Here is a 25,302-nt window from a genome sequence, read left to right as displayed (position 1 = left end):
CGGAACCGGCCTGACCCGACTTCCGGTGCCCGCTGCGGTCGGGTGGTCAGGCGCGGGGGAAGTAGTGGTCCAGCAGGTCGGTGCGGAACACCCCGGCCGGGTCCAGCTCGGTGAGCAGGGCGGCGAAGTCGGCGTACCGGGGGAAGGCGGCGGCGACCACGGCCGGGTCGAGGGTGAAGACCTTGCCCCAGTGCGGCCGGGGGTCGAACGGGGCGAGCCGGGCCTCGACCTCGGCCAGCACCGGCTGCACCGCCGCCGCGTCGTCGACCCAGGTGAAGTGCACGGCCAGCGTGTCGCGGCCCTGGTTGGGGCTGAGCCACAGCTCGTCGGCGGCGACGGTGCGCAGCTCGCAGATCTGCAACACGGGCGCGATCCGCTCCCGCATCCCGGCCAGCGCGGCGAGCGCCCCGGCCCCGGCCGACCGGGGCAGGTGGTACTCGGACTGGAGTTCGTCGCCGCTGCTCGGCAGGAAGCCGAGCCGGAAGTGCGGCAGCCGCTCGTGCCACGGACCGGGCTCGCCGAACTGCGGGGTGCAGCTGACCGGGTCCATCCCGGGCACCGGGTGCGCCGGCCGCCCGGCCGGGGTGGTGCCGAGCCAGTCCGGCTCCGGCGGCGGGGCGTCGGCGAGCTGCTTGCGCCAGACCTGGTCGATGTCCGTCGAGCGCCAGGTGGTGAAACCGCTGACGCTGTACGCCGAGGCGAGCGCCGCGTCCAGCGCGCCGACGGGCAGGCCCTCGCGGACGTACTGGCGGACGGTGAAGGTGGGCAGCACGTCCAGGGTGACCCGGGTGACCACGCCCAGCGCGCCGAGCGACACCACCATGCCGGCGAACCGGTCACCGGCGGACCGGTCCACGGTGAGCACGTCCCCGTCGGCGGTGACCAGTTCCAGGCCGGCCACGGCGGCGGCCAGGTTGCGGTTGCCGTCGCCGGAGCCGTGGGTGCCGGTGGCGACCGCGCCGGCCACCGAGATGTGCGGCAGCGAGGCGAGGTTGGCCAGGGCCAGCCCCTGCTCGTGCAGCCGGGTCGCCACGTCCCCGTAGCGCAGGCCGGCGGCGACGGTGACGGTGCCGCGTTCCCGGTCGACCTCGACGGTGGGCGGCAACCCGGCCAGCGAGACCAGGTCGCCGGTGGTGTCGCCGATCCGGTTGAACGAGTGGCCGCTGCCGACCGCCCGTACCCGGTCGCTGCCGGCGACCAGCCGGCGCAGCTCGTCGAGGGTGGTCGGCCGGTGGAAGGCACGGGCGGCGTAGTGGACGTTGCCGGCCCAGTTGTGCCGGGGCGCCCCGCTCACGCGTCGCCGCCCTCGGTCAGCGCCGCGTGCAGGGCGTCCAACGCCTCGTCGACCTGCCGTACGTCGTAGCCGCGCAGGGCGACCGGCAGGCCCGCCGCCCTGGCGGCGGCCAGTTCGTCGCGGGCCGCCCGGCGCCGCGCCGGGTCGTCCGAGTCGAGTGCCGCGCGGGCGTGTCCCACCAGTGTGTCGACCACGTCGGAACTGTACCCGCGCAGTCTGACGGTGAAGTCGGCGACGGAACCGGCCGTGGCGCCCCGGTCGTCGCGGAACCGCTGGCCGGCGTACCGGGCCAGGGCCGCCGCGATCTCGTCCGGGTTCTCCCGCACGTGGCCCAGGTCGAGCAGTTCGGTCGCCGGCCGGCCGTCGACCCGGGCGTCGGCGGGCAACCCGACGGCGGCGTCGGCGGGTACGCCGAGCAGCCGCAGCCCGCCGGTGCCCGGTGTGGGGCGGTCCAGCACGACCAGGGCCAGTTCGGCCCAGCGCAGCCGGCGGTGCAGCCCCCGTCGGCGCACGGTCAGCCCGTCGGCGTCGATGACGAACCGGAACGGTCGCAGGGTGTTGGCCAGCCCCACCCCGCCCAGCGCGACGCCGCCGAGCGCGGTGGCCGTCCGTAGCGGCCCGCCGCCGGTGGCCAGCAGCACCGTCCCGGCCAGTACGCACACCGCCGGCAGCACCTGCCGGCCCGGTTCCCGGTGCAGCTCCACGTCGTCTCCCCCGTCGATGAGCGCGGTCCGGTGCATCATCCGGCACGGTTGTCGGCGGCGTCCACGGGGAACCATGGCGCGATGAGCAGCTACCGCGACCCGATCCTGCACGGCGACGTCTACCCGTCCGAGGAGGAGATCGACCCGACCGGGGTCGGCCTGGAGCCGGCGAGCGCCCCGCCGTCGGCGTACCCGGACCGGCCGGGACCGACGACGGCGTCGACGCCCCGGGTGGCGCAGAGCGGGGCGCACTCGATCGTCACCCACCACCTGGACGGCTCGACGCAGGTGGTGACCGACCTGGACGGTGACGGGATCGCCGACGTGGTCCAGTTCGACCTGGACGGTGACGGCGTACCGGACATCACCTACCTGGACAGCGACCGGGACGGCCGGTTGGACACGGTGCTGCGCGAGCCGGGCGCCCGCCACCGCTGACCGTCCCGGCCGCCCGACACCGGCGGGTGGCCGCCGGTGTCACAGCTGGGGCATCACCTCGGCGGCGACGAGTTCCAGGTGGTCCAGGTCGGCCAGGTCGAGCACCTGGAGGTAGGTCCGCTCGCTGCCGGCCTCGGCGTAGCGGCCGAGCTTGTCGACCACCTCGGCGGGGGTGCCGGCGAGGCCGTTCTCCCGCAGCTCGGCCGGTTCCCGACCGATGACGGCGGCCCGGCGGGCGACCTCGGCGTCGTCCCGGCCGCAGCAGAGCACCAACGCGTTGGACCAGCGCAGGGTGCCCGGGTCGCGGCCCATCTCGGCGCAGGCCGCGCGGACCCGGCCGAACTGGGCGACCGTCTCGTCGATCGAGACGAAGGGCAGGTTGAACTCGTCGGCGTAGCGGGCGGCCAGGCGCGGGGTGCGCTTGGGGCCCTTGCCGCCGAGCAGGATCGGCGGGCGGGGCTGCTGCACCGGCTTGGGCAGTGCCGGGGAGTTGTCGACCGGGTAGTGCTTCCCGGCGAAGTCGAACCGTTCGCCGGCCGGGGTCTCCCACAGTCCGGTGATGACGGCGAGTTGCTCCTCCAGCCGGTCGAAGCGCTCCCCCACCGACGGGAACGGGATGCCGTAGGCGGTGTGTTCGTCGGCGAACCAGCCGGCGCCGATGCCCAGCTCGACCCGGCCGCCGCTCATCTGGTCGACCTGGGCGACGGTGATCGCCAGCGGGCCGGGCAGCCGGAAGGTGGCCGCCGTGACCAGCGTGCCGAGGCGGATCCGGGAGGTGTCCCGGGCCAGTCCGGCCAGGGTGGTCCAGGCGTCGGTGGGGCCGGGTTCGCCGGTGGACGACCCCATCGCCAGGTAGTGGTCGGAGCGGAAGAACGCGCCGTAGCCGGCGTCCTCGGCGGCGCGGGCCACCGTGAGCAGTTTGTCGTAGGTGGCGCCCTGCTGGGGCTCGGTGAAGATCCGCAGTTCCATGCCCCGAGCATAGGGAGCCGGGCGGGCACCCGCGCGGGCCCCGCCGACCGGGCATATGCCTTGACAGGAATATGCCGGTAGGGGCATATTACCTGCGTGTCCGTTGACGCCTTCGCCGTCCTCGCCGAGCCGAGCCGCCGCCGCATCCTCGACACGCTCCGCCGGGCCGAGTGCAGCGTCGGCGAGCTGGTCGACACGCTGGAGCTGAGCCAGCCGGCCGTCTCCAAGCACCTGCGGGTGCTCCGCGAGGCCGGCTTCGTCTCCTGCCGGACGGTCGCCCAGCACCGCATCTACCGCCTCGACCTGCGCCGGCTACGGGCGGTGGACGACTGGCTGGCCCCGTACCGGCGGATGTGGGAGACCCACCTCGACACCCTGGAGCGTCACCTCGACAAGGAGTGAGCACGGCCCCGCCGGCCGGCGGTCAGCCGAACGGCCTGGTCGCGTACGCGGCGCGCAGGGCGGCCAGGCCCGCCTGCTTCGGCGTCAGGGTGCCCCAGCCGGAGTTGAAGTAGTTCGCCCGCACGATCCGGGGCCCCCGCTCCGCGTTGAGCCGGGCCAGGGCCGGTGGCACGGTGGCGATCCAGGCCGCCTGGTCGGGGAAGGCGGACACCTGCACCCCCCACTCGGCGATGATCACCGGTCGGGAGAGCGCCACCGGCCCGAGGTCGGCCACCGCCCAGTCCCTCGTCCGGCGGAACCGGCCCAGCGCGGTGTGGGCCGGGTCGGTCGCGTAGACGTTCCACTGGAGGAAATCCACCCGGGACATCAACGCCTCCGGATGGGTACGCCGGAAGGCGGCCCGGTCGAAGCCGCCCGCGCCGACCGAGAAGGTGGTGCCGGCGGGCAGGCCCCGGGCCCGCAACCAGTTCACCACGTAGGTCAGCGCCTGCACCGCGCGGGCGTCCGACTCGGCCCAGGTGAACGACACCCCCGACTCGGTGGTGCCGAACTCGTGGTCGGTGTCCAACTCCGAGGCGAGTTGCAGGTTCACCGGGAACCCCAACGTCCGGTACTGCGACAGGGCGCGGGCGAGCAGCCCGTCGCACTGACCGGCGAGCACCTGCCCGTACCCGTACGCCCGGGGCCAGGTGGTGCCCGGACGCTGCTGGATGGTCATCGCCGGCGCGGGCACGGTCCAGGTCACCCCGTCGACGGTGAACGTCTGCGCGCCGGGGCTGCCGGCGCCGTAGTGCTTCAGCTCCAGCACCATGTTCGGCGCGACCCCGGCCCGCCCCAGATCGCGCAGCCAGGACATGCCGTAGCCGGGGAAGACGTACCCGTCGGCGAGGCTGCGGTACTGGGTCAGCGAACGGAAGTTCCCGCCCACCAGGTCCGCCGTCGGGTCGGCGTTGCCGGCCAGGTAGTAGCCACCCCACACCGGGGGCGCCAGGGCGTAGTCGGCCGCCGCGCTGGCGGTGCGTCCACCCTGGTCACGAACGGTCACGGTGACCCGGGGCATCAGGCCACCGCCCGGTACACGGCGGTCGTCCCGGTGTCCGAGACCACCGTCCAGGCCCGGCCGGAGTCGTCGGCGACCTCGACGCTGAGCGGGTCGATGACCGCGGTGACCCGCACCGGGGCGCTGCTGTTGCCGTCCGGGTCGGTCAGCACGATGGTGACGGTCACCGGGCGGGTGTCCGGGTCGGCGTAGCCGACGGTGAGCGTCATCGGCTCACCCGGGGAGTAGGTCGAGGCGTCGAGGCTGGCGGTCACGGTGGGAGCGGCCATCCCGGCCCCTCCTTCCTTGCTGTCCCGGTCGACGGGCACGACGCCCGCCGGCCGGAGATGGTGACGTCGTTGTCCGGACCGGGCGGTGGCGACCGGGCCCGGTCACCGCCGGCCGGCCGGGCGGGTGCGCCGCGCCTCCCCGGCCACACCCCCATCCACCTGCGTCAACAGTGCCCCCTACCGACCCCGGGCGTCCTGTCGGCAATCCGCCAGCCGGGGCCGGCGGTGCGGTCACCGGGTGCGGCGTCGGCGGAGCAGGTGGGTGCCGAGGCTGACCAGGGTGCTGCCGAGGCCGGTGCCGAGGAACACCAGCACCGCCCCCACCACCCACAGCCCGGAGTCGTCGGTCGCCGCCGCGTGCCCCGACCAGGCGGCCGTGAACGCCACCGTCATCACCGGCGCCACCAGCACCGGGCTCAGCAGCCAGCCGGCGACGGCGGCGACCACGACCAGGGTGAGCACCGCGCCGGCCACCTGCCACACCGCGTACGGGCCGGTGGTCGCGCCGGTGCGGGGGTCCGTCGACCAGCCGCTCTCCCACCCCAGCCAGGCCGCCCAGGTGCCGATCGTCGCGGCGGCGAGGAACACACCGCCGAGGAGGGTACGGGTACGCGTCATCTGCACGCCCCGATCATCGTCGGCGGGGACGGCCACCGGATGAGCACCCGTACTCACGATCACCGTCACACCACCCTTCGCAGCCGTAACCGCCCTGGTCGGGGGCCGTGTGGCGCGGGTTGACCCGATCAGCGAGACTCGGTCGGACCACCCCCGGGGGCCGTCCCCCGGACCCCGGACCCCGGCGAACGGTTGGAGCCCATGGCAGACCCCTCCCTGTTCTGGCTGGCCGGCGCGGTGCTGCTGGTGGCCGCGGGCGTGGCGACCACCCTGCTGCCCCAGCGACGGGCCCGCGCGGAACAGCGGCGGACCGCGTGGTCGGCCGCGCGGGCGGCGATCGACAGCGCGGCCGTCAGCCGGGACGCGGCCCCGGCCCGGGTGCCCGAGGCGGAACGGTTGCTGACCCGCGCCGAGTCGCTCGCGGGCCGGCGCGGTGGGGCCGACGCGGCGCGGGCGGCGGCCGAGCACGCCCGGCAGGCCGACCGGCTGTGGCGGGAGCAGCGGTGAACGCCGACAGGTACCGACGGCTGGCCGAGCCGTTGCGCTGGACGCTGCTCGGGATCGCCGTGCTCGTCCTGGTGGTCTTCCTGCTCGCCCAGCGGCAGCAGGGCATCGACGTCAGCTACGGCCGGTCGCCGACGTCGACGGCCGGGGTCGACACGGACAGCGCCGGCACCTCCGACCGGGCCACCGTGCCGTCGGTGGACGAGATGACCGCGCTGGTGGCCGCCGCGCCGGTGGTCCGCCTGCCGGGCTCGGTGGCGTACTGGAACGAGCAGCGGGTCCGGGAGGTGGCCGGCGACACCCGGATCCTGGTCGCCCCGCCCGGCCTGGACTCCGACGAGCGGGAGCGGGTCCGGGACGTGGAGAACGCCACGATCCGGGTGATCGGCACCGAGGTCAGCGGCGGTTTCTACCAGGCCAGCTCCGACCGGCTGCCCGCCTGGCGGGCGCAGTTCGCCACCGGGGACGTGACCGACCTGCTGATCGCCCTGATCACCGCGCTCCGCAAGGAGTCCACCCCGGCCGACCGGGACGAGTTGCGCTGGCGCGAGCCGAGCGGGCCGGAGCTGGGCACCGTCCTGACCGACCTGCGGGCGACCGGGCGGCACATCGCGCCCGGCGCGACCCTCACCGACGTGCCCGAGACCGCCGCCCGCAACGCCTTCCCCGACGGCGCGTGGTACGTCGCGCTGCCCGTGCAGCGCTACGGCGAACCCCTGCCCCGGTACGGCCCCGCCCTGAGCGCCCAGTTCCCCGACCAGCCGATCGTGGTGATGTACGGGCTCTGGATCGAATACCACGGACCCGGCGCGGCGGACTTCGCGGAGTTGGCCGGGGCCAGCTTCTACGGCCAGTTCGCCAACCTGCTCAGCCGCACCGACTACCCGCAGCGCAACGTGCTGGGCGTCTACCTCAACCGGGTCACCGACATCCGCTACGCGGGCCTGTTCGAGCGGCCCCTGCCGTACCGGCCGGCCGATCCGCTGCGGGTGGCGCTGCCGGCGCTGCCGTGGCTCTTCGCGGGCTGCGTGGCGGCGTTCATGGTGCTGTCGGCCCGGTCGCTGCGCCGGCCCGACCGCCGACCGGGCAGCCGGCGGGACACCGCGCCGACCCGGCTGGCCGGGTTGACCGCGCTGGCCGTCGAGGTGTCCCTGCTGACCGACGCCCGCAGCAACCCGGCACTGACCCGGGGCATCGTCAAACTCCAGGCCGCCCGGTCGGCGTGGGAGGAGAAGTTGCCCGCCCGGCACGTCCGCACGCTGCTCGACGAGGCGGCGGCCGAGCTGGACGACACCGCGCGCCAGGTCGGCATCGCCAGTTACCGCCCGGACAACTACCTGCGGGGCAGGCTGTCATGACACGTTCCGTATCCCCGCAGACCGGTGCCGGCCGCCCCTGGCAGCGACGCGTCGCCGGACTGCTCGGCACCCCGTTCGGCCTGGCCGTGCTGGCCTGCCTGGTGCTGGCCGGCTGGGCGGTGTGGAGCGGCGGGGCGCTGGACGGCCCGATCGCCCGGCACGTCCGCACCACGTCGTTCTACGCCGACCCGGGGCTCGACGTGGACCGGGCCGAGGCGGAACGGATCATCGGCAACCGCCGGCTCGTGGTGATCCTGCGCTCCCCCGGGGCCGACCTGCGGGACACCTGCAAACGGGTGCACCGGGCCGCCGACGGGACCGTCGTGCTGGTACTCAGCCGCGACGACGACGACTACGACACCTACGGCTGCGCCCTGGTGCCCGGGTACGAGAAGAAGAACCTCGGCAAGGCCGCCGCCGCAGAAATGATCATCGGGCGGGGCATCGACACGTTCGTCGACCGCCCGCTGGAGGCCGTGAAGGTCATCGCCGTCAACTACGACCGGCTGGTCAAGGCCGGCACCGTACCCGACGGCGCGCGGACGATCAGCCCGTCGCTGCCCCGGTTCCTGCTCGCCGCCGCGGCGGTGACCGGGGTCGTCGCCGGAGCGTCGGTGCTCTACCTCGGCGGCCGGCGGGCCGGGCGGCTGGCGGCGGCCCGGCGGGTCCGCCGCGACGAACGCACCGACAGCCGCAGCGCGCTCAGCGCCGCCACCGCCGGCCTGGCCCAACAGATCATCGACCTCGACCCGAAGTACGCCCTGCTGAGCAGCCGCCCCGACGGCGACGACAGCAGCTTCGTCCGACGCTACCGGCAGTTGACCTCCGACCACGCCGCCCTGCTCGACCGGCTGTCGACCCTGGACGACGCCGACGAGGCGGCGGTACGGGAGCTGACCGCCCGCGTCGAGTCGCTGAGCCGCCGGGCGCAGTCCCTCGCCGACGGGAAACCCGCCAGGTCCCGGTAGCCCGCCGCACCGGCCCGGCCGGCCACCGTGCGCTCAGCTGTCCGAAGCACGACTGACCGGGGACGGCTCTGGCGCTTCCGGCGAACCGCTTCGTAGTGTGTTCGGGTTCGTCCGATAGCCGCACGGGAGGATGAAGACCGCTGAGTTCCGCCCGATCCGACCTCCCCCGGGAAGCGGCGGTCGCGGTCCACGCCGGTGACCCGCCATGAGTCTCGTCCAGCAGCTCGCCGGGTTGCCGGTGGATCGCGTCGTGCAGCTCGGCGGCGTACCCATCGACACGGTCGCGGCGACCACCACCGGGGAGACGGCCGGCCCGGTCGCCGTCGTGCTACGGCCCGGCCCGACCCGTACCCCCGGCGCCTTCGTCCGTGCCGTCCTGGACGACCTCGAACGGGTGGCGGTGGCGCTGCTGCCCGGCTGGCTCACCGAGGCCGCGGACGTCCCCCGCGCCGACCCGTTCGGCCTGGCCGCCGTCCGGGCCGCCGCCGTCCGGCGGGCGCGGGGCTCCGCGCACTTCGCACCGTTCCTGGCGTACCTCGCCGGCGTGGCGCTGTCCGGGCGGCGTCCACCGACCGACCCGTTCCCTTCGGAGATCCGCTGTCCGGGGTTGACCCGGGTGGTGGCGGACGGCTTCGGCCGACCCCGGGTGAGCCTGTTGGTCGAGGTTCCCGCCGGTCTCGACCCGGCCGGGGAACGGGCCGTCGTGGCGGGCGCGGAGTGGTTGTGCCACCACGGCCGGGTCGCCGTGTGGCTGGCCGGGACGCCGTTGCGGCACGAAGACCGGGTGGTCAGCGTCGCGCTCACCCCGGCGGCGGTCGCACCGCCCCCGCCGGCCCCGGCGACGTCACCGACGGTGCTGGGGCGTCCCCATCCCGGCAGCAGCACCGAGGCGGCTCTGGAGGCCGCCCTGGCCGCCGAGAGTTGGGCGGCGGGCCGGGTCTGGAACCACTACCACCAGTCGCATCCCCTCACGCCCCCGGTCTGCCTCGACCTGCTCTGGCCCACGGAACGGTGTGTCGTCGAGGTCGACGGCCCGGAGCACTGCCGGCCGGACCGGTTCGAGGCGGACCGGCAGCGCGACGTGCGGTTGCAAATGGACGGTTACGCCGTCCTCCGCTTCACCAATGCCCGAATCAACCACGACGTCGGCGCGGTGGTGCACCAGATCGGCACCGTCATCCGGGCCCGGCGACGCGACATGGCGGAAGGAACGTTCCATGCCCGGCGATGACCTCACCCCCTCCGAGAGCGCGATCCTGGTCGTGTTGATGGCCGAGGCCCGGGAGGTGCCCAACACCGAGTTGCGTAAGCGCTACGGCGTCGACATCCGCAAGTCGTACCGGGACAAGCTCAACCGGCTCGGCTACCTGGACAGCCGCCGTGAGGGCAACACCTTCCTGCACCAGCTCGCCGACAAGGGCTGGGTACGGGTGCAGGAGGACCTGCCCTTCCAGTCCCCGGTCGGCCGGATCCTCGGTGGGGCGCTGACGGCGTTGCAGGTGAACCTGCGGGACCGGGTCATGGCGCGCAGCGACTACCGCACGTTCGGTGAGATGTTCGCACTCACCGACGTGCGGGGCGGTGAGCCCCGGCCGGACCTGCGGCGCACCCTCGGTCTGCGCGTCCGGCACGCGTACGGGGCGTTGGCCGCCGAGCCGGGGGCCTGGGTCAGCCTGGCCCGGTTGCGGCCGTTCTTCGGCGACGTCGACCCCGCCGACCTCGACGAGGCGCTGCGGGATCTGGAGCGCGAGCCGGACGTGGACATCGTCCCGGAATCCAACCAGAAGGCGCTCACCACGGCCGACGTGGCGGCGGCCCTGCGGCTGGGCGGCCAGGACAAGCACCTGCTGGCGATCGGGGTGGGATGACCGGGGCGGAGCACGCCGCCCTGGCGGCACTCAGGTTCGACTGGGCGCCGGTGCCCGACGACGTCTGGCGGCCCTCGCCGTTCCACGTGGAGGGCCTGCACAGCGCCGTGGTCCGCGACATCCTCGACGGGGTGGCCGACGCCCGCCACAGCGCCGACAGCAGCCCGATCGGGCTGGTGCTCCAGGGGCAGCGCGGCTCGGGCAAGACCCACCTGCTGGGCTGGATCCGGCAGCAGGTGCAGCAGCAGGACGGCTACTTCTTCCTGGTCGGGCTGCTCGACGCGCACGGCTTCTGGGACAGCGTGCTCGCCGCCGTGCTCGACGGACTGTCCCGGCCGGTGCCCGGCGGCGAGAGCCAGCTCCGGCTGCTGCTGCGCCGGCTCTCCTCGCTGGTCGGGGCACCCCGGTCGGCCCGCCGCGCGGTGATGGGGGAAACCGAACTGACCCGGCCGGCCCTGGACGCGTTCGTCGAAGGGCTCGTCGGGTACGCGCCGCACGTGGCCCGCGTCTGCGGGGAGACGGCGCGGGCGCTCGCGCTGAGCGCCTCGGAGGACGTCGCCCACCGGGACGTCGCGGAGAACTACTTCACCTCCGGCGAGGAGGGGGAGCCGGGTGAGCGCAGCGCCTGGGGCATGCGGCGGACGCCGCGCGGCCCACAACGGATCGTCCAGGAGATCTCCTGGCTGCTGGCCCTCACCGGCCCGTCCGTGATCGCCGTCGACCAGATCGACACGCTCATCGCGCAGTCCGTGGCCGCCGGTGACGTCCTGCACGCCCGACCCGGCGCGCAGGACGACCCGGAGCAGGCTGCGGTGCACGCCCGGATCGCCGACGGCCTGATGTCGTTGCGCCAGCTCACCCGCCGCACGCTCACCTTGGTGGCCTGCCTGCCGACGTCGTGGACGATCATCAGGAGTCGGACGGTGGACACGGTGAGCGACCGGTTCCGGGTGCCACCCCGGCTCACCACCATCCATGATCCCGCGCTGGCCCGGAGGATCATCGAACGACGGCTCGCCGTCCGGTTCGCCGAGGTCGGCTTCGTACCCCCGTATCCCTCGTGGCCGGTGCGGCCCGACGCCTTCGCACACGCCGAGGGGATGACCCCTCGGGAACTGCTGATCGACATCGACCGGCACATCCGGGACTGCCTCGCGGCCGGCGAGGTGCGGGAGCTGACCCGGCTCGGTGATCCGACGCAGCCGCAGCCCCACAGCCCGCGCGGCGTTCCCGCCGCCGACCTGGAGCCGTTCGACAAGAGGTTCGCCCAGCTCAAGAACGAGGCCGACGTTTCCGGTCCGCTGACCCGCGACGGCGAGGACGGAACGGTTCCCGCCCTGCTCGCGGCCGGCCTCACCGCCTGGGTGGTGGAACGCGGCGAGGGCGGCGGATCGTTCAGCGTGGACCCGCCCCCGAGCGCCCAACCGCCGCTGCACGCCCGGCTCCGGCTCACCCTCGACGAGGCCACCGAGGACCAGGTCCACTGGTGTTTCCGGGCGATCAGCGAGGAACACCACGCCATCGCCGCGCTGGCCCGGCTCCGCAAGGCGTGCACGGTGGCGGGGCTCGACGCCCGGGTGGCCCGGCGCAGACTGTTCCTGCTCCGCAACGGCGCCTGGTCCGGCGGCGCCAAGACCCGGCAGGCGGTCACGGCCTTCACCCGGGCCGGCGGGACGATCCTGCCGCTGGACCACGGGGATCTCCGCATCCTCGGGGCGCTGCGGGTCATGCTCGCCGAGTCACCGGTCGACATCCGGGGTTGGCTGACCGCCCGTCAACCGACCCGGGACCTCACCGTGTTGCGACAGGCCCTCGCCTCCGTCGCCGACTGGCTCCCCGCCGCTCCCGGTGACGACACGGCGGGACGCGTGGCACCGTCCGGACCGGGCGGGGCCGGGCGGACCGACGCCGGGTGTGGGCGACCCGGTCCGGGGCAGGTCGATCCGCTGCCGGCCGGGGCTGCGGAGTCCGGTCCGCGTCTCACCGTGGGATACGACCACCGCACCGACGAACCCGTGTCGCTCCCGCTCGAAGCCCTCCGCAAGCACACCACCATCTTCGCCGGCTCCGGGTCCGGCAAGACCGTGCTGATCCGCCGCGTCCTGGAGGAGTGTGCCCTCGCCGGGGTCTCCGCCATCGTCCTCGACCCCAACAACGACCTGGCCCGGCTCGGCGACGGGTGGCCGGAACCGCCGCCGCAGTGGCGCGCCGGGGACGCCGGGAAGGCCCGCGACTACCTCGCCGGGACCGACGTGCTGGTGTGGACGCCACGCCGGTCGTCGGGCCGCCCGCTGAGCTTCCAGCCGCTGCCGGACTTCCGCAGCGTGCGCGACGACCCCGACGAGTTCCACGAGGCCGTGGAGGCGGCTGTCGCGTCGCTCGCGCCCCGCGCCCAGCTGACCGGTCGCACCAACAAGGTCCACCTGGGGCTCGCCGTGCTGCGTAAGGCCGTGGAGCACTACGGCCGGCGGGGTGGCAGCCGGGTACAGGGCTTGATCGACACCCTGGCCGACCTGCCGGACGGGCTGCTGGACATCGACGGGGCGGACAAGATCGGCGTGGGGATCGCGCAGTCGCTGGCCGCGGCGATGGTCAACGATCCGCTCTTCGGCGGCGAGGGCAGCCCGATGGACCCGGGGCTGCTGCTCACCCCCGCCCCCGGCGCGCGGGCCCGGATCTCCGTCGTCAGCCTCGTCGGGCTGCAGTCCGACGAGACCCGGCAGGGCTTCGTCAACCAGTTGCAGATGGCGCTGTTCGCCTGGATCAGGAAACACCCGGCGAACGACCGGCCGCTGCTCGGGCTGCTCGTGATGGACGAGGCACAGACGTTCGCCCCGTCCGGCGCGATGACGCCGTGCACCCAGAGCACGCTGGCCCTGGCGGCGCAGGCCCGCAAGTACGGCCTGGGGCTGGTCTTCGCCACCCAGGCGCCCAAGGGGTTGCACAACCGGATTCCGGGCAACGCGGCGACCCAGCTCTACGGCCGGCTGAACAGCCCGATCCAGATCGAGGCCGCCCGGGAGATGGCCAAGGCGAAGGGTGGCGACATCGCCGACGTCGCCCGGCTCGGCACCGGCGAGTTCTATCTCGCCGCCGAGGGTGCCGCACCGGTGAAGATCCGGACCCCGCTGTCGCTCAGCCATCATCCGCGTAGCCCGCTGACCGCCGAGGAGGTGCTGGAACGGGCCCGCCGCAGGTGAGCTCGACGACCCCGCCGGCCTGCGGATCTTGTCACCGGGATCTAGCGTGGAAGGAGCCTGTTCACCGGCAGTAAGGATCATCGATGTTGCGCAAGCATCTGGTCGGGTTGATCGTCGGCGTCGTCCTCATCGCGGTGCTGGGGGCCGCCGCCGTGGTCTGGCTCACGCTCAACGGGCCGCAGAAGACCGGACCGGGTCCGGACGCGGCGGCACCGGCCGGGGCAACCGCCTCCGGGGCCACGCAGCCGCCGTCCGGCAGTCCCGCCCCGTCGACCGCCGCGCCCGGCACGGCCGCTTCGGCCTCGCCGGAGGCCGGCCCACGGCGAATGAGTCGCCTCCTCTACGACGACGGGCAGAACACGGCGACCGTCACGGGTCTGGAGGTGACGACGTCGGGACAGCTGCGGGTGCAGTTGCGCTACGAGACCCGGTCGCCCGGCGGGTGGGTGCTGAGCTGCCCGGAGCGGGCGGTGGATCTCCAGTCGTCGCACCTCACGCTGGCCGACGGGCGGCGGGTCAACCCGGTCGACACGTACTGCGCGGCGGAGCGTTCCGGTGAGGATTTCACCCTGCGGCCCGGTGCGGTCCTGGAGAGCTGGGGCGTGTTCCCGGTCGTCCCGTCCGGCGGTTCCTTCTCGCTCACCTGGTACGACCTGGGCACCGTCGACGGGTTGAAGCTCTGAACCGACCTGACTGACGGGTCAGTGCGCGGGGGACGGCTCCGCCAGGCCGGGCGGGGCGGGGTGCCGGGTTTCGGTGGCGCACACGCCGGCCAGGAGGTCGGCGGTGGTGTGCGCCCGCACGTCGGCCTCCGTACCGTCGGCGAACCGCGCGACGACGGCCCGGACGTGCCGCTCGGCGGTGTCGGCGAGCCCGTCGTAGACGGCGGCGAAGGTCTCCCGGGCGGGGCCGCGCAGCCAGCCGGCGGGCAGCAGCCGCAGCGGTAGCTGCGGGTCGAGGGTGGGGAACCGCCGGAAGGTGTCCATCACCTCGGTCCGGGCCCGGACCGCCTCGGCGCCGTCGACCCGGCCGGCGGCGATGCGCGGCAGGATCGGCTGCCAGCGCCGCAGGAAGCTCTCGTACTGTTCGGCGACCGCCGCGACGTCCCAGGCGTCGAGCGGGTCGCGGCCGGCGACCGCGTCGAGGTCGACCCGCCGGCCACGGAACACCGTGACCGCGCCGAGGTGGAGCTGGGCGAGGTGGGCCCGTGCCTTCGGGGTCAGCTCGTGCGGTGAGATCCACAGTCCGTCGTACAGCGGCGCGTAGCCCAGCCACCGGAGTTGGCCGCGCAGGGCGCGTCGTTGCGCGCTGCGCTCCTGGGGCAGGGAGAACGCGACGAGGGTCCAGCACTCGTCCCACGGTTGGGTGGTGGTGGTCGCGGCCATCACCCAACTGCCGCCGACGGAGAGGCTGACGGCGGCGGACCGGCTGAGCCGGTACGAGCTGCGTCGGCCCTGCCGGCTCCCTTCGAGGACCCCCCGGCGGGCCAGCCGGCTGATCACGGTCCGCGCGCCGGCGAGGCTGACGTCGGACTCGGCGAGCAGCGCGACGATGGCGGCGGACGGCAGCCATGCCCGGGTACGCAGCGTGTAGTCGGCCAGCAGGGTCACCGCGACGCCCTGGGGCGAGTTGCCGGCCTGCCGGCGGGGCAGCCGCACCGGGTGGTCCCCGTCGTCGGGGAAGATCTCCTCGATGTCGAACGGGTGTGGCACTGGGGACGCTCCGGGCTCGGCTGGGCGACGGTGGCACCGACTGTAGACGGCGCACCGGTGCCCGCCTACCGAACGCGGTCCGGGGTGGACCCGGGCGCGGAACCGGTGACCGCCCAGTGTATCGAGGCCATTCGATTGACACTTGTCGGACCTAGGAGAACACTAAGTGCCATGCAATGCCCTAGGGCCGGGGCAGGGCATGCCGGACGTAGTGGGCCAGCGCGGACGACACGGGCATCCGGGCGTACCCGTGTCGCACGGTCGCGCGGCCGATCTCAACCTGTGAGGGAGTCACGCCCATGAGAATCAGACGGAAACTGCTGCTCGCCCTGGCGGCGCCGCTGGTCGCCACCGTGGCGGCAGCCGCCCTGGTGGTACCGACGCTCCAGCCGGCGTACGCCGCGTCGCTGGTCGAGGTGACCAACTTCGGCGACAACCCCGGTCGGATGCGGATGCACATCTACGTGCCGAACACCCGCCCGACCAACCCGGCGATCGTGGTGGCCATGCACGGCTGCGGCGGCACCGGCCCCGGCTTCTACTCCAGCAGCGAATTCGCCTCGCTGGCCGACCGGTACGGCTACATCGTGATCTACCCGTCGGCGACCCAGCAGGCCGGCTTCGGCAACTGCTTCGACACCTGGTCGGACGCCGCGAAGCGCCGGGGCGGCGGCAGCGACCCCGTGTCGATCGTCTCGATGATCAACTACACCGAGCGGCAGTACGGCGGCGACCCCCGCCGGGTGTTCGCCACCGGCAGCTCGTCCGGCGGCATGATGACCAACCACATGCTGGCGGTCTACCCGGACGTGTTCGCCGCCGGCGCCGCCTTCATGGGGGTGCCCTACAACTGCTTCGCCAACGCGGCCGACTACCCGCCCGGCGCCAGCCAGTGCACCGGCGGGAACATGAACCGCACCCCGCAGCAGTGGGGCGACGCGGTCCGCCAGCAGGCGTACCCCGGGTACACCGGCCCCCGGCCGAAGGTGCAGCTGTGGCACGGCACCGCCGACACCCTGGTGCCGTACTCGCTGCTCCAGGAGACCATCGAGCAGTGGACGAACGTGTTCGGGCTCAGCCAGACGCCCACCTCCACCGACACCCCGCAGTCCGGCTGGAACCGCCGCCGCTACGCCGACAGCAGCGGCAACGTCCTGGTCGAGGCGTACAGCATCCAGGGGGCGGGGCACAGCCTGCCCTCCGGCGGGATGGCCGCCGTCGCCCTCCAGTTCTTCGGCCTGACCAACCCCACCCCGACCACGCCGCCGCCCACCACCCCGCCGCCGACCACCCCGCCGCCCACCACCCCGCCGCCCACCACGCCCCCGCCGACCACCCCGCCGCCGACCACCACCCCGCCGCCCAGCTCCGGGGCCTGCCGGGTCACCGCCAGCGTCAACGCGTGGAACAGCGGCCTGACCGAGAACCTGACCATCACCAACACCGGTTCCAGCGCCGTGAACGGCTGGTCCCTGGTGTTCACGCTGCCCGGCGGGCAGAGCATCACCTCCGGCTGGAACGCCACCTACTCCCCCTCGTCGGGGCAGGTGACGGCGCGTAACGCCAGCTACAACGGCACCATCCCGGCCGGCGGCTCGGTCGACATCGGCTTCCAGGCCAACCACACCGGCAACACCGCCAAGCCCTCCTCGTTCACCCTCAACGGCGCGGCCTGCACGGTCGCCTGACCGTCCCGGTCCGCCTCCGGGTGTGACCCGTCATCCGGTACGGGCCGCGTGGCCCGTACCGGATGATCCGCTCCCCCGCCCGGTGACGGGCGGGGGAGCTTTCCGCGCCCGACTCCCTCGCCGACGGCGGCGCAACGCTTGACATTAGGCAGGCAGATGACTGCATAATGCTGGTCATGGCCGGTGACATGGACAAGGTGTTCAAGGCGCTCGCCGACCCGACCCGTCGCCGGTTGCTCGACAGCCTCCGCCGGGAGGACGGTCAGACCCTGGGCCAACTCTGTGCCCAACTGGCCATCACCCGGCAGTCGGTGACGCAACACCTCGGCGTGTTGCAGGAGGCCAATCTGGTCAACGCCGTCCGACGCGGCCGGGAGAGGTGGCACTACCTCAACCCGGTCCCCATCCACGAGTTGCCGCAGCGTTGGATCGCCGCGTTCGAGGAACCCCGGCTACGGGTGCTCGACGCGATCCGCCGACAGGCAGAGGAGCCGCAGATGACCGTCACCAAACCCACCTTCGTGTACGTGACCTACCTCCACGCCACCCCGGAACGGGTCTGGGAGGCGTTGACCGACGCCGACCTGACCGGCACCTACTGGGGTCACCACAACGTCTCCGACTGGCGACCCGGCTCCCGGTGGGAACACCGGCGCACCGACGGCTCGGGCATCGCCGACGGCGGCGGCACGGTCCTCGAAGCGACCCCGCCGACCCGGCTGGTCATGACCTTCGGCGACGTCGACGCCGAGGCCGGGCCGGACGCCTCCACGGTCACCTTCCTCATCGAACCGCACCGGGACATCGTCCGGCTGACCGTCACGCACGTGAACCTGCCGTCCGACGAGGACTTCGACGCGGTCTCCGCCGGCTGGCCCGCGGTCATGGCCAACCTGAAGTCACTGCTCGAAACCGGCCGCGCGCTGCCCCAGGCGCCCTGGGAGATGCACGCCGCGCTACGGGCCGCCCAGCAGAGCGGCGGCGACGGCACGACCCGGCCCGACGCACCCTGACGCCGGCCCTACCGGCTGAACCCGGACAGTTCCTGGGCCGCGGTGGCGACGCCGAACCACCGGGACAGCCGGTCGCGCAGTTCCCGCTGGTCGGCACCGACCCACGCCACGTGCCCGTCGGGTCGCAGCAGCAGCGCGGGCACCGCCAACTCCTCTCCGACGTCGACGACGCGATCGACCCGGTCCGCCCAGCCCGCCACCGAGAGTTCCCCGGTCTGGTCCAGCAGCAGCCCCCGCCCCCGGTGCATCAGCCCGTAGAGGCGTCCCCGCTTCAGCTCCACGTCCCGCAACCGCCGACCGAGCAGGTCGTGGCCGGCACCGAGGTCGTACCGGACCGAGATCGCGGTGATCTTCTCGATCAGGTACCGGTTCACCTCCTCGAAGTCCATCAGCTCGGTCAGCAGCCGACGGACCGCCTGCGGGCCCGCCTCAAGGGACATCAGCTCCGTCTGCGCGCGGGTGTTGTCCAGCACGTCCGCCGCCACCGGCCGGCGCTCCGCCTGGTAGGTGTCCAGCAGGTCCGCCGGCGCCCACCCGGCGACCTGCGCGGCCAGCTTCCAGCCCAGGTTGAACGCGTCCTGGAGACCGAGGTTGAGCCCCTGCCCACCCAGCGGCGGGTGCACGTGCGCCGCGTCGCCGGCCAGCAGCACCCGGCCGACCCGGTACCGCTCGGCCAGCCGGGTGGCGTCGCCGAAGCGGGACAGCCAGCGGGGCGAGTGCACCCCGAAGTCCGTGCCGGCGGTCGCCCGCAACTGCTGCCGGAAGTCCTCGATGGTCGGTGCGACCGCCCGGTCCTCACTCACCCCGGCGGCCGGTACGACGACGCGGTACAGCCCCTCGCCGTCCCCGACCGGGCCGACCCCGAACCGGAGCTGCGTCCGACGTACCCGGGTCATCACCGCGACGACCTCGTCCTGCGGCGCGGTCAGCTCCATCACGCCCAGCAGCGTCTCGTTCCTGGTGGGCTCACCGGGGAAGCCGACACCCAGCAGCTTGCGCACCGTGCTGCGGCCACCGTCGCAGCCGACGAGATAGCGGGTACGCAGGCGGGTGCCGTCGGCCAGCTCGGCGGTCACCGCGTCCCCGTCCTGGCTGAGTCCGACCAGTTCACTGCCCCGCCGGATCTCGACGCCGACGGCGGTGGCGTGCTCGGCCAGCAGCCGCTCGGTGACCGGCTGCGGGATGCCGAGGACGTAGCCGTGCGCGGTGTCCATCCCCGACGGCCACTCCTTGGCGATGCCGGCGAAGTAGCCGCCGATCTGGAACTGTTTTCCGTGCGCGAGGAACCGCTCCAGCAGGCCCCGCTGGTCCAGCAGTTCGATGCTGCGCACGTGCATGCCGAGCGAGCGCACCACGCTGGTCGGCTCGGCGTCGCGCTCCAGCACCGCCACCCGTACGTCGTGCAGCCGCAGCTCGGAGGCCAGCATCAGGCCGGTCGGCCCGCCGCCCACGATGGTCACGTCGATCATGGATTCCCCGTTCGACCGCTCGCGTTGCCCGATGCGTCGATACCGACGCATGCTTCGCGAATCTCGGATTTCGCCAGGTTCTGGCGTCGAGTGGAGATTCTGCACCAGCACCCGGGTCTTGCCACAAGACCCGGGGTGCGATATACGTTAGAAGTGGCAGGGAGGCTCCGATCCCCTGCCTTTGCTGTTTCCCCCGCAGAGCCCCCGTCCTCGACGCCGCACACCCCGACGAGGGGGGCGGCTACCCGCCCAGCCGCTCGGCGTGCTCGTGACAGCTCTGCGTGGCGTGCGTGATGAATTCGAGGATGTGCGCCAGCGTCTCGTCGTCGTACCGCCGCAGGAACGCCTGTCCGTCGGTCACGATCGGCCCGTAGATCGCGCCGATCTTCCGGTTGGCCGCCTCGGTGGGGCGGACGGTCACCCGGCGACGGTCGGCGGTGTCGCGTTCCCGGGTCGCGTAGCCGGCGCGTTCCAGCCGGTCGATCGCGGTGGTGACACCCCCGGTCGTCATCCCGGCCGCGACGGCCAGTTCGCCGGGGCTCGGCGGCTCCGGCGCGAACAGCAGTTCGAGGCAGCGCATGTCCGTGCGGTTCAGGCCGAGCAGGTCGGCGGCGCGCTGGTCGAGCACGTCGACCGCGCGCTGGTACGCCTGCATCGCCTCGCCGAGCTGCTCCGCCAGACCCATGGTGGGAAATTCTAGCCAACCGCCGTACGGTATCTAGATAATCTAGTAATCAGATTCTCTAGAGGAGCGGGGACATGGACGTACTCGTGATCGGCGCCGGAACCGGCGGGATGTGCCTGGCACACGGCCTACGCCGGGCCGGCATCAACGTCGCCGTCTACGAGCGGGACCGCACCCGCAGCGACGGCCTGCACGGCTACCGGGTCGGCATCGACCCGCACGGCAGCCGGGCGCTCAAGGCGTGCCTGCCCGACCAGCTCTACCGCACGTTCGTGGCGACCTGCGCCCGCGCGCCGGAACAATTCGTGTTCTTCGACGAGCAGCTCCGGCCGACGCTCGCGCTGCCCCTGCGCCCGGCCACCGACGACGTCGACAGCGAGAGGTCGGTGAGCCGGATGACCCTGCGCCAGGTGCTCTTCACCGGCATGCAGGACGTCATCCACTTCGACAAGACCTTCGTCCGCTACCGGCACCAGGCCGACGGTCGCGTCACCGCCCACTTCGCCGACGGGACCACCGCCACCGGCGACCTGCTGGTGGCGGCGGACGGCGTCAACTCGGCGGTACGCCGGCAGTACCTCCCCCACGCCCGCACCGAGGACACCGGCATCATCGCGATCGCCGCGAAGGTGCCGATGACACCCCGGACCACGGCGCTGCTACCGACGCGGTTCTTCCCCGGCATCGGCATGGTCCTGGCACCCGGCGGCAAGTCCTGCATCCTGCACTGGATGGAGTTCCCCTGGGACCAGCAGGGCCGGCCGAGGAACGACGACGAACTGCTGGCGCGCTGGCCCGGCCTGCTGTTCGACAACACCCGCGACTACCTCAACTGGGGCATCGCGGCGGCGGCCGACAAGCTCCCGGCCGACATCATGACGTACGGCGGCGACGACCTCATCCGCCTCGTCCTGCGGATGACCCCGACGTGGAGCCCCCGGCTGCGCCAGCTGTTCACCCTCGGCGACCCGAGCACCGCGTTCGCCATCACCATCCGCACCTCGGTGCCGATCCCGGCCTGGCCCAGCACGAACGTCACCCTGCTCGGCGACGCCATCCACACCATGACGCCGGGCCGGGGCGTCGGCGCCAACACCGCGCTGCGGGACGCGCAGCGCCTGACCGACGAGCTGACGCTCGTCCGCGACGGGCGCAAAGGGCTGGTCGAGGCCGTCCACGACTACGAAACCCGGATGATCGAGTACGGCTTCCAGGCCGTCCGGGACTCCCGGGAGCAGATGACCGCCGACGCCCTGGTCCACAAGCCAGTGCTGGGTCGCGTCGCGCTGGCCGGCATGCGCGGCTACCTGCGCCTGGTCGACCGGGTCCCGGCGCTCAAACGCAGGATGATCGACGGCCTGTACGAGTACCGCGGCGGCCAGGACTGACCAGCGCCCGTGCGGGTGCGCCGCCCTGGCCTGCGCTTCGGCGGCCGTGCGCCCCGCTCGGACATCCGTTTCGGGTGGGGCGGACGGGACTCGAACCCGTGGCCGATGGATTATGAGTCCACTGCTCTAACCTGCTGAGCTACCGCCCCCGATACCGCGCCGGATCGTAACCCGCCCGGCTGGCCACCGGCCACCACCGAACCGGCCCGCCCACCGACACCGATCGGCACGATGGGCTACGCGAGAATAACAGTCAGCAGTCGATCCGGATGCACCCGAACCGGCGTTGCGCGAGCACCGGAATCAGCCCGCCGCGCGCAGTTCCGCGAGCACCGATCCGGCCGTACGCCAGCCGCTGGCCAGCGCCCCCTGGATGGACGGACTGTCCCGGTGGTCGCCGGCCACGAAGATCCCTCCGCCGAGCGCCACCGGCTTGCGGAGCCGCCCCTGCGGGGGTGGCGCGGCGGGCAGCGCCTCGGGGACCGACACCGTGGTCAGGTGTTCCCAGTCCGCTGTGGAGCGTCCGTAGAGCCGGTCCAGTTCGGCGCGGATCGTCGGTTCGGGCGGGGCGGTGGGGCCGACCACGGAGGTCGCCACGAGGTGCCGGCCGGGCGGGGCGTACGACGGCGCGGCCCGGCTGACCACCACCGTGTTGGCGACGAGTTCCCGCCGGTCGCCGTCGACGAGCAGGACCGGTTCGTCGAGCGGCGGCTGGGGGGCGCTGTGGTAGTAGGTGGTGTAGCTGTGGGTGCGTACCCGGGGCAGGGTGGGCAGCAGCGTGGTCGCCGCCGTCGGGTCGGCGGCGACCACGACGGCGCGGCAGGTGATCTCACCAGCCGGGGTGCGGACCCGGCCGGGGGCGACCGAGGTGACCGGGGTGTCGCAGGTGATCAGGTCGGCGGGCAGCGGGGCGGCGATGGCCTGCGGCAGCGCGGCCATCCCCCGGGCGGGCAGGCCGATCCGGCCCCGGACGAAGGACCGCAGGATCATCGCCAGCACGTGGCTGGAGGTCTCCAGTTCCCGGTCGATGAGCACGCCGGACAGGAACGGCCGGATCAGCTCCTCGATGATGGTGTCGGACAGCCCGGCCCGGCGCAGGGCGGTCTCGCTGCTGGTCTCCGGCGCGGTCAGCAACCGGTGCGCCGGCAGGGTCGCGCAGCCGGTGGCGAGGGCGGCGAAGCGGAGCCGGTCGGGCAGCGAGCCGACGCCGGCGAGCACGGTGGCGGGTGTGCCGCCGGGTTCGCGTAGCGGGTGTACCAGCCGGTCGAGCCGGTCGCCGCGGCGGACCAGCACCCCGGAGGTGAACCAGCCCAGGTCGAGGGTGCCTAGGTCGAGCAGGGTGCCGAGCCTCGGGTAGGCGGTGTTGAGCACCTGGAAGCCCCGGTCGAGCAGGTAGCCGTCGACGGTGTCGGTGGCGACCCGGCCGCCGATCCGGTCGCCGGCCTCCAGCAGCCGCCAGGGCACCCCGGCCCGGTGCAGCCGGCGGGCGACCGCCAGCCCGGCGAGACCACCGCCGACGATCACCACGTCCGTCTCAGCGACCATGTGCCACCTCCGCGTCGTCGCGCGCCGACCGGGACAGTCGGCTCGGCCACCACACCGTGGGCCCGATGTCGTACGACAGGGCGGGCACCAGCAGCGAGCGGACCACGATGGTGTCCAGCAGTACCCCGACGGCGACCGCCACACCCAACTCGACAAGCACCACCAACGGCAGTACGGCCAGCGCCGAGAAGGTGGCGGCGAGCACGATACCGGCCGAGGTGATCACCCCGCCGGTGACGGTGAGCCCGGCCAGCACCCCGGCCCGGGTGCCCCGGCGGGCGGACTCCTCGCGGACCCGGCTCATCAGGAAGATGTTGTAGTCGATGCCGAGGGCGACCAGGAACACGAAGGCGAACAGCGGGAACGACGCGTCCACGCCGGGGAAGTCCAGCAGGTAGGTGAAGACCAGCGCGCAGAGCCCGAGGGTGGCCAGGAAGGACAGCACCACCGTCGCGATCAGCAGCACCGGCGCGACCAGCGCCCGCAGCAGCAGCGCCAGGATCACCGTGATCACCACGAGGACGACGGGGATGATGACGTTGCGGTCCCGGGTGGACGCGTCGGAGGTGTCCACGTCGATGGCGGTGAACCCGCCGACCACGGCGTCGGCGGCGGGCACCCGGTGCACCGCCTCGCGCAGGTTGCGGATGGTCCGGGCGGCGGCGTCGCTGTCCGGCGGGTCGGTCAGGGTCGCCTCCAGCTGCACGCGTCCGTCGACCACCAGGGGTGGGGCGTTCGGGTCGGGCGGGCCGGTCTGGTCCCGCCCGGTCACCGGGCGCACGGCGGCCACCCCGGGCACGCCCTGCGCGACCTGGGCGACCTGCCCGGCGGTCTGCTGCCGGGTGAAGATGGTCGCCGGGCTGCCGGTGCCGCCCGGGTAGTGCCGGGCGATCACCTCCTGCCCGGCGACCGATTCGGTGCGGTTGGCGAACAGTTCGGACTGACCGAGGGTGGTGGCCCCGAGCTGGGTGAGGCCGAGGGTGAGCAGGGCCAGCACCACGGCGGTGGTCAGCCACACCACCCGGGCCCGGCGGGCGACGAAGCGGGCGATGCGGGCCCACACCCCGTGTTCGGCCTGCGGGTCCGCCCGGTCCACCCCGGGGGTACGCGGCCAGAACGCCCACCGGCCGCCGAGCACCAGCAGCGCGGGCAGGAAGGTCAGCATCACCAGCAGGGTGGCGGCGATGCCGATGGCGGCCACCGGGCCGAGCGCCCGGTTGGAGTTGAGGCTGGACAGCAGCAGGCAGAGCAGGCTCACGATGACGGTGGCCCCGGAGGCGGCGATGGCCGGGGCGGCACCCCGCCAGGCGGTACGCATCGCGTCCCAGGGGCGCTCGTGCCGGTGCAGTTCCTCCCGGTAGCGGGCGATCAGCAGCAGCGCGTAGTCGGTGCCGGCGCCGAAGACGAGCACGGTGAGGATGCCCTGGGCCTGCCCGTTCAGCTTGATCACGTCGTGCTTCGCGAGCTGGTAGACGAAGACCGACGCCAGCGCGTACGACATCCCCGCCGCCAGCAGCGGGAAGATCCACAGCACCGGGCTGCGGTAGACGACCAGCAGGATGATCAGCACCACGACCAGGGTGACCAGCAGCAGGGGCCCGTCGATGGCGGAGAAGACCTTGATCAGGTCGGCGAGCAGGCCGGCCGGGCCGGCGACGTCCACGGTGAGCCCGTCGCGGTCGCCCCCGGCGATGCTCCGTAACTCGTCGACCACCTGGCCGATCTGTTCGCCCTCGGCGTCGTCGATCGGCACCACCACCTGCAGGGCCTGGCCGTCCTGGCTGGCGATCGGTGGGGGCAGCGGCCCGACCACCCCTTTGACCTGGGCGAACCGGGTGCTGTCGGCGACCGCCCGTTCCTTGTCGGCACCGGTGATGCCGGTGCTGCGCGCGTACACCACCAGGGCGGGGGTGGTCGGTCGGGCGACGAAGCCGGCGGCCAGGTCCTGGGCGCGGGTCGCCTCGGCGTCGGCGGGCAGGAAGGCGGCGTTGTCGTTGGTGGCGACGTCGCCCAGCTTGCCGGCGTACGGTCCGGCGATGCCGCCGACGACCAGCCAGGCCAGGACGACCGCCACGGCGATCAGCGTGGCCGTGCCCCGGCCCCGTCCACCGGCCATCCCGGTCCACCCCTCAGTCGACGCACCGGTCGAC

The 25,302-nt window shown here is 73.5% G+C and carries 23 protein-coding genes and 1 tRNA gene; 12 read left to right on the top strand and 12 right to left on the bottom strand.

The annotated features are described in order from the left end of the window. Window positions 1–46: 46 nt before the first annotated feature. Window positions 47–1,294, bottom strand: a complete 1,248-nt coding sequence (locus H1A17_RS04220; RefSeq protein ID WP_194821111.1) for an FAD-binding protein — start codon at window positions 1,292–1,294, stop codon at window positions 47–49. Further along, complete coding sequence (locus H1A17_RS04215; RefSeq protein ID WP_194821110.1) at window positions 1,291–2,037, bottom strand: hypothetical protein; 747 nt, start codon at window positions 2,035–2,037, stop codon at window positions 1,291–1,293. The genes H1A17_RS04220 and H1A17_RS04215 overlap by 4 nt, the downstream gene beginning before the upstream one ends. A 42-nt stretch (window positions 2,038–2,079) precedes the next feature. Between H1A17_RS04215 and H1A17_RS04210 the strand changes: the two genes are divergently transcribed. Next, window positions 2,080–2,436: a thrombospondin type 3 repeat-containing protein gene (locus H1A17_RS04210; RefSeq protein ID WP_145921208.1), complete on the top strand. Its 357-nt coding sequence runs from the start codon at window positions 2,080–2,082 to the stop codon at window positions 2,434–2,436. Window positions 2,437–2,475: 39 nt separating this feature from the next. Here the strand turns inward: H1A17_RS04210 and H1A17_RS04205 are convergent, their stop codons facing one another. Further along, window positions 2,476–3,405: an LLM class F420-dependent oxidoreductase gene (locus H1A17_RS04205; protein WP_194821109.1), complete on the bottom strand. Its 930-nt coding sequence runs from the start codon at window positions 3,403–3,405 to the stop codon at window positions 2,476–2,478. A gap of 96 nt (window positions 3,406–3,501) precedes the next feature. On the opposite strand from H1A17_RS04205, the gene H1A17_RS04200 reads away from it, so the two are divergent. Then, entirely contained in the window at window positions 3,502–3,807 is a 306-nt protein-coding gene (locus H1A17_RS04200) for a helix-turn-helix transcriptional regulator (protein WP_145921210.1), read from the top strand. Between the two features lie 22 nt (window positions 3,808–3,829). Here H1A17_RS04200 and H1A17_RS04195 read toward each other — a convergent pair whose 3' ends face one another. The 3 genes from H1A17_RS04195 to H1A17_RS04185 all read right to left on the bottom strand — a co-directional run bounded on the left by H1A17_RS04195 (window position 3,830) and on the right by H1A17_RS04185 (window position 5,817). Beyond that, complete coding sequence (locus H1A17_RS04195; RefSeq protein WP_194821108.1) at window positions 3,830–4,867, bottom strand: hypothetical protein; 1,038 nt, start codon at window positions 4,865–4,867, stop codon at window positions 3,830–3,832. After that, the gene (locus tag H1A17_RS04190) at window positions 4,867–5,136 is read right to left on the bottom strand and encodes a hypothetical protein (RefSeq protein WP_194821107.1); all 270 of its coding nucleotides are present in this window, start codon (window positions 5,134–5,136) and stop codon (window positions 4,867–4,869) included. The genes H1A17_RS04195 and H1A17_RS04190 overlap by 1 nt, the downstream gene beginning before the upstream one ends. Before the next feature lie 231 nt (window positions 5,137–5,367). Beyond that, window positions 5,368–5,817 (bottom strand): hypothetical protein, encoded by a 450-nt coding sequence (locus tag H1A17_RS04185; RefSeq protein WP_240762347.1) that lies wholly within the window; start codon window positions 5,815–5,817, stop codon window positions 5,368–5,370. Window positions 5,818–5,955: 138 nt separating this feature from the next. Here H1A17_RS04185 and H1A17_RS04180 point away from each other — a divergent pair, with 138 nt between their 5' ends. The 7 genes from H1A17_RS04180 to H1A17_RS04150 all read left to right on the top strand — a co-directional run bounded on the left by H1A17_RS04180 (window position 5,956) and on the right by H1A17_RS04150 (window position 14,335). Then, window positions 5,956–6,261: a DUF6403 family protein gene (locus H1A17_RS04180; protein ID WP_145921213.1), complete on the top strand. Its 306-nt coding sequence runs from the start codon at window positions 5,956–5,958 to the stop codon at window positions 6,259–6,261. Further along, window positions 6,258–7,616 (top strand): hypothetical protein, encoded by a 1,359-nt coding sequence (locus H1A17_RS04175; protein ID WP_145921214.1) that lies wholly within the window; start codon window positions 6,258–6,260, stop codon window positions 7,614–7,616. The genes H1A17_RS04180 and H1A17_RS04175 overlap by 4 nt, the downstream gene beginning before the upstream one ends. Further along, window positions 7,613–8,584, top strand: coding sequence for a hypothetical protein (locus tag H1A17_RS04170; RefSeq protein ID WP_228542904.1), 972 nt, complete (start codon window positions 7,613–7,615; stop codon window positions 8,582–8,584). The genes H1A17_RS04175 and H1A17_RS04170 overlap by 4 nt, the downstream gene beginning before the upstream one ends. A gap of 205 nt (window positions 8,585–8,789) precedes the next feature. Continuing rightward, window positions 8,790–9,815 (top strand): endonuclease domain-containing protein, encoded by a 1,026-nt coding sequence (locus H1A17_RS04165; protein ID WP_145921215.1) that lies wholly within the window; start codon window positions 8,790–8,792, stop codon window positions 9,813–9,815. Further along, window positions 9,802–10,452, top strand: a complete 651-nt coding sequence (locus tag H1A17_RS04160) for a hypothetical protein (RefSeq protein ID WP_145921216.1) — start codon at window positions 9,802–9,804, stop codon at window positions 10,450–10,452. The genes H1A17_RS04165 and H1A17_RS04160 overlap by 14 nt, the downstream gene beginning before the upstream one ends. After that, entirely contained in the window at window positions 10,449–13,652 is a 3,204-nt protein-coding gene (locus H1A17_RS04155) for an ATP-binding protein (protein WP_194821105.1), read from the top strand. The genes H1A17_RS04160 and H1A17_RS04155 overlap by 4 nt, the downstream gene beginning before the upstream one ends. A gap of 83 nt (window positions 13,653–13,735) precedes the next feature. Beyond that, on the top strand, window positions 13,736–14,335 hold the full coding sequence (locus tag H1A17_RS04150) for a hypothetical protein (protein ID WP_145921218.1): 600 nt from the start codon (window positions 13,736–13,738) through the stop codon (window positions 14,333–14,335). 18 nt (window positions 14,336–14,353) lie between these two features. On the opposite strand, the gene H1A17_RS04145 is transcribed toward H1A17_RS04150, so the two are convergent. Further along, window positions 14,354–15,364, bottom strand: coding sequence for a PaaX family transcriptional regulator C-terminal domain-containing protein (locus tag H1A17_RS04145; RefSeq protein WP_194821104.1), 1,011 nt, complete (start codon window positions 15,362–15,364; stop codon window positions 14,354–14,356). A 299-nt stretch (window positions 15,365–15,663) separates the two neighbouring features. Between H1A17_RS04145 and H1A17_RS04140 the strand changes: the two genes are divergently transcribed. Beyond that, window positions 15,664–17,052 (top strand): PHB depolymerase family esterase, encoded by a 1,389-nt coding sequence (locus H1A17_RS04140; RefSeq protein WP_145921220.1) that lies wholly within the window; start codon window positions 15,664–15,666, stop codon window positions 17,050–17,052. Window positions 17,053–17,228: 176 nt separating this feature from the next. After that, entirely contained in the window at window positions 17,229–18,065 is an 837-nt protein-coding gene (locus tag H1A17_RS04135; RefSeq protein ID WP_228542903.1) for a metalloregulator ArsR/SmtB family transcription factor, read from the top strand. An 8-nt stretch (window positions 18,066–18,073) separates the two neighbouring features. On the opposite strand, the gene rox is transcribed toward H1A17_RS04135, so the two are convergent. Together rox and H1A17_RS04125 are read right to left on the bottom strand one after the other, a co-directional pair. Continuing rightward, window positions 18,074–19,534, bottom strand: coding sequence for a rifampin monooxygenase (gene rox, locus H1A17_RS04130; protein WP_145921221.1), 1,461 nt, complete (start codon window positions 19,532–19,534; stop codon window positions 18,074–18,076). Between the two features lie 241 nt (window positions 19,535–19,775). Then, window positions 19,776–20,219 carry a MarR family winged helix-turn-helix transcriptional regulator gene (locus H1A17_RS04125; RefSeq protein ID WP_194821103.1) on the bottom strand — a complete coding sequence of 148 codons (444 nt, stop codon included), beginning with the start codon at window positions 20,217–20,219 and terminating at the stop codon, window positions 19,776–19,778. 74 nt (window positions 20,220–20,293) lie between these two features. On the opposite strand from H1A17_RS04125, the gene H1A17_RS04120 reads away from it, so the two are divergent. After that, on the top strand, window positions 20,294–21,607 hold the full coding sequence (locus H1A17_RS04120) for an NAD(P)/FAD-dependent oxidoreductase (protein WP_194821102.1): 1,314 nt from the start codon (window positions 20,294–20,296) through the stop codon (window positions 21,605–21,607). A 75-nt stretch (window positions 21,608–21,682) separates the two neighbouring features. On the opposite strand, the gene H1A17_RS04115 is transcribed toward H1A17_RS04120, so the two are convergent. The 3 genes from H1A17_RS04115 to H1A17_RS04105 form a co-directional block, all read right to left on the bottom strand. Continuing rightward, a tRNA-Ile gene (locus H1A17_RS04115) sits at window positions 21,683–21,756 on the bottom strand. 154 nt (window positions 21,757–21,910) lie between these two features. After that, a complete protein-coding gene (locus tag H1A17_RS04110) occupies window positions 21,911–23,152 on the bottom strand; it encodes an NAD(P)/FAD-dependent oxidoreductase (RefSeq protein WP_145921224.1) in 1,242 nt (413 codons plus the stop codon). Then, the gene (locus H1A17_RS04105; protein WP_194821101.1) at window positions 23,142–25,268 is read right to left on the bottom strand and encodes an MMPL family transporter; all 2,127 of its coding nucleotides are present in this window, start codon (window positions 25,266–25,268) and stop codon (window positions 23,142–23,144) included. The genes H1A17_RS04110 and H1A17_RS04105 overlap by 11 nt, the downstream gene beginning before the upstream one ends. Window positions 25,269–25,302 lie beyond the last annotated feature (34 nt).

Origin of the sequence: Micromonospora sp. S-DT3-3-22, assembly GCF_015354745.1 — a bacterium.
GTDB classification, from domain to species: domain Bacteria; phylum Actinomycetota; class Actinomycetes; order Mycobacteriales; family Micromonosporaceae; genus Micromonospora; species Micromonospora wenchangensis.
The sequence above is the reverse complement of the archived record's forward strand: the minus strand, read 5'-3'. Positions and strand labels throughout refer to the sequence as shown.